This is a genomic window from Nguyenibacter vanlangensis, assembly GCF_013376155.1.
Taxonomy (GTDB): Bacteria; Pseudomonadota; Alphaproteobacteria; order Acetobacterales; family Acetobacteraceae; genus Gluconacetobacter; species Gluconacetobacter vanlangensis.
The window spans coordinates 1-3,687 of sequence record NZ_JABXXP010000276.1 but is presented as its reverse complement, the minus strand read 5'-3'; the positions used below and the strand labels follow the sequence as shown (position 1 = coordinate 3,687).

Annotated in this window: 4 protein-coding genes; all 4 read right to left on the bottom strand. The window is 68.5% G+C overall.

Annotated features, from left to right (window positions below):
- Nucleotides 1-1,300 (bottom strand): succinate dehydrogenase flavoprotein subunit (gene sdhA, locus HUK84_RS12305; protein ID WP_176640553.1); only part of this gene is annotated, 1,300 nt, incomplete at its 3' end.
- 107 nt (nt 1,301-1,407) lie between these two features.
- Nucleotides 1,408-1,824 carry a succinate dehydrogenase, hydrophobic membrane anchor protein gene (gene sdhD, locus HUK84_RS12300; RefSeq protein WP_176640552.1) on the bottom strand — a complete coding sequence of 139 codons (417 nt, stop codon included), beginning with the start codon at nt 1,822-1,824 and terminating at the stop codon, nt 1,408-1,410.
- Nucleotide 1,825: 1 nt separating this feature from the next.
- Nucleotides 1,826-2,284 carry a succinate dehydrogenase, cytochrome b556 subunit gene (sdhC, locus tag HUK84_RS12295; protein WP_176640551.1) on the bottom strand — a complete coding sequence of 153 codons (459 nt, stop codon included), beginning with the start codon at nt 2,282-2,284 and terminating at the stop codon, nt 1,826-1,828.
- A 187-nt stretch (nt 2,285-2,471) separates the two neighbouring features.
- On the bottom strand, nt 2,472-3,500 hold the full coding sequence (locus HUK84_RS12290) for an aspartate-semialdehyde dehydrogenase (protein WP_176640550.1): 1,029 nt from the start codon (nt 3,498-3,500) through the stop codon (nt 2,472-2,474).
- Nucleotides 3,501-3,687: the final 187 nt, after the last annotated feature.

The following is a 3,687-nucleotide window of genomic DNA, read 5'->3' as shown; positions in this document are numbered from 1 at the left end:
GGATCAGTTCGGCGGCGCGGCGGGCGGCGGCACGGCCGAACACCACCAGGTCCAGCAGCGAATTGGTGCCCAGCCGGTTGGCGCCGTGCACCGACACGCACGCGGCCTCGCCCACCGCCATCAGGCCCGGAACCACCGCGTCGGGGTCGTTCGCGGTGGGACGGATGACCTCGCCGTGATGATTGGTGGGAATGCCGCCCATGTTGTAATGCACGGTCGGCAGCACGGGCACCGGCTCGCGGGTCACGTCGACCCCGGCGAAGATCCGCGCGGTCTCCGAGATGCCCGGCAGGCGCTCATGCAGCAGGTCGGCGCCCAGATGCTCCAGATGCATCAGGATATGGTCGCCATTGGGGCCGCAGCCGCGCCCCTCGTTGATCTCGATGGTCATCGACCGCGACACCACATCGCGTGAGGCCAGGTCCTTGGCGGTGGGGGCATAGCGTTCCATGAACCGCTCGCCCTCGGAATTGGTCAGGTATCCGCCTTCGCCGCGACAGCCCTCGGTCAGCAGGCAGCCGGCCGGATAGATGCCCGTCGGATGGAACTGCACGAATTCCATGTCCTGGGTCGGGACGCCGGCCCGCATCGCCATGCCGCCGCCATCGCCCGTGCAGGTATGGGCCGAGGTGCAGGATTGATAGGCGCGGCCATAGCCGCCGGTCGCCAGCACCACCGTCTGGGCGCGGAAACGGTGGATGGTGCCGTCTTCCAGGCACCAGGCCATCACGCCGCGGCAGGCGCCCTGCGCATCCATGATCAGGTCGAGCGCGAAATATTCGACGAAGAATTCGACGTCGTGCTTCAGGCATTGCTGGTACAGCGTATGCAGGATCGCATGGCCGGTGCGGTCGGCGGCCGCACAGGCGCGCGGGACCGGGGCCTCGCCGAAATTGCGCATGTGGCCGCCGAAGGGGCGCTGGTAGATCCTGCCGTCCTCGGTGCGCGAGAAGGGCACGCCCAGATGTTCCAGCTCCTGCACGGCGGGCACCGCCTCGCGGCACATATATTCGATGGCGTCCTGGTCGCCCAGCCAGTCCGACCCCTTGACGGTGTCGTACATGTGCCAGCGCCAGTCATCCTCGGCCATGTTGCCCAGCGCCGCGCCGATGCCGCCCTGGGCGGCGACGGTGTGGCTGCGGGTCGGAAAGACCTTGGTGACGCAGGCGGTCTTCAGCCCGGCGGCCCCCATGCCCAGGGTGGCGCGCAGGCCCGAACCGCCGGCACCGACGACGACCACGTCATAGGCGTGATCGACGATCCGATAGGCCCGCGCTGAAGGAAGAGTGATCGCGTTCATGTCTTGGACGTGTCCCGATGCTGATCCGGCTCCGGGGCGGCCTGTCGGGCCGCCGGACCGGCACTGTCTTGCGTGTCTCGTGTCGCGGCGGAATGCCGCACGGGCCTTCAGGCCCCGTCCGGTCGGGCCAGCGCCAGCTTCAGGACCGCGACCACCGCGAACAGCCCGATCAGCAGGGCCGCGCCCTTCATCAGCAGGCTGGCCGGCAGGTGCGCCTTGCCATGCACGTAGTCGTCGATGACGACCTGCAGGCCCAGTTGCATGTGGTGGAAGGTCAGCACCATCAGGGCCAGCAGCATGGCGGAATTCGCGGGCTTGCCGCCCCAGGCCGCGACCGTGGCATGCTCCGCGCCGGCCAGGCGCACGACCTGCAGCACGAACCAGCCGGACAGCGGTACCAGCGCGATGGCGGACACCCGCTCGGCCCACCAGTGATCGACACCGGTCTTGGCCGAACCCAGCCCCCGCGCGCGGGACAGTTGCGAGCGCATGACATCCATGCGCGGCGTCGGGGACGATGTCATGTCACGAGGCCCTCTTGCTGGAACGGCAGGCCGCCACGCCCAGGATCGTGGCAAGCAGGACCAGGGTCGCGCCCAGGGTGACGCCCACCGCGACGGGCCCGTCGCGGTTGATCTGCTTCTTCTCGAAACGATAGCCGGCATCCCAGGCCAGGTGGCGCAGTCCCGCAACGACATGATAGACCAGCGCCAGCGTCCAGCCCGCCAGGGCCGCCCGGCCCAGCGGATGGCGGGTGACTTTCTGAACTTTCCTGAAGGAGTCGGGGCCTTTCGCGGCGGCATTCAGCCAGCATACGCCCAGCCCCGCGCCCAGCGCCGCCGCGACGCCGGCCGCCCGGTTCGCGATCGAAAGGAACATGGAGAGCCGGAACCGATAGACCTGGAGATGCGGGGACATGGGCCGCCGGGTCAGTGTTCCGTCACTTCGGTGCCCTATATAGAGCGCATCACGGACATCCTGCATGGTCGTCTCGTCGATTTCCCTGATTATGGCTCCGGTTTCCACCGGCGGCCTGTGCCTGTTCGGTCCTACGCCCGGGACGGGGCGCGGTCAACGCAGGGGGGAACACGAGGTCGCGAGACGGCGAACGCCGCATGGCCGGGCGGCAACCGGAACGGTTCCGAACCGTTCCGGCCTGCCCCCCGGCCGTTCAGGCCGCCTTGCGGGGCAGCAGGTCCAGCGCGATCATGGTTTCGGCGATCTGCACGGCATTCAGCGCGGCGCCCTTGCGCAAATTGTCCGCCACGCACCAGAAGCCCAGCCCGTTGGGCACGGTCGGGTCGATCCGCAGGCGCGACACATATGTCGCGTCCTCGCCGACGCATTCGATCGGCGTGACATAGCCGCCATCCTCGCGCTGGTCGTGCAGGATCACGCCCGGCGCCTCGCGCAGCGCCCGGCGCGCGCGCTCCAGGTCGACCGGCTCCTCGAATTCGACGGTGACGGCCTCGGAATGGCCGATAAACACCGGCACGCGCACGCAGGTCGCGAAAACCGCGATATCAGGGTCGAGAATTTTGCGGGTCTCGACCGTCATCTTCCATTCCTCCTTGGTCGCGCCGTCATCCATGAAGCGGTCGATATGGGGAATGCAGTTGAAGGCGATCTGCTTGGTGAACTGCTCGGCCTTCAGCGGGTCGCCGACGAAGCTGGCGCGCGACTGGGCGAACAGCTCGTCCATGCCCTCCTTGCCGGCGCCGGCCACCGCCTGGTACGTGGCGACCACGACCCGGCGGATGGTGAACAGGTCGTGCAGCGGCTTCAGCGCCACCACCATCTGGATGGTCGAGCAATTGGGATTGGCGATGATCCCGCGCCGCGCCTTCTTCAGCGCGTTCGGATTGACCTCCGGCACCACCAGCGGCACGTCGGGCTCCATGCGGAAATGCGACGTGTTGTCGATGACGATGCAGCCCGCCTTTGCCGCGCGCGGCGCATGCACCGCCGAAACCGACGCGCCGGGCGAGAACAGGGCGACGTCCCAGCCCGAGAAGTCGAAATGCTCCAGGTTCTGGACCTTCAGCACCTGCCTGTCGCCGAACGAGACCTCCTGCCCCGCCGAACGGGCCGAGGCCAGGGCCGCGATCCCGTCGATCGGAAACGCGCGCTCGGCCAGCGTTTTGAGCATTTCGCGCCCCACTGCTCCGGTGGCGCCTACGACCGCGACGCGGTATCCCATCGATCCTGTTCCCCGATCCGCGCGTCCGGCCCGTCCGGACGCGATGCCTCCCCCGGCCGAGTGGCCCCCGGCCAGGGTGGCACAGACAGGTAGTGCCTGCCCGGACGGGACGCAAGCAAGACCAGCGATCCGGCGCGGTTTTTCGCCTCCCGGCCGGCCTGCCGCCGCTCGTCGCGCCCTTGTGTTC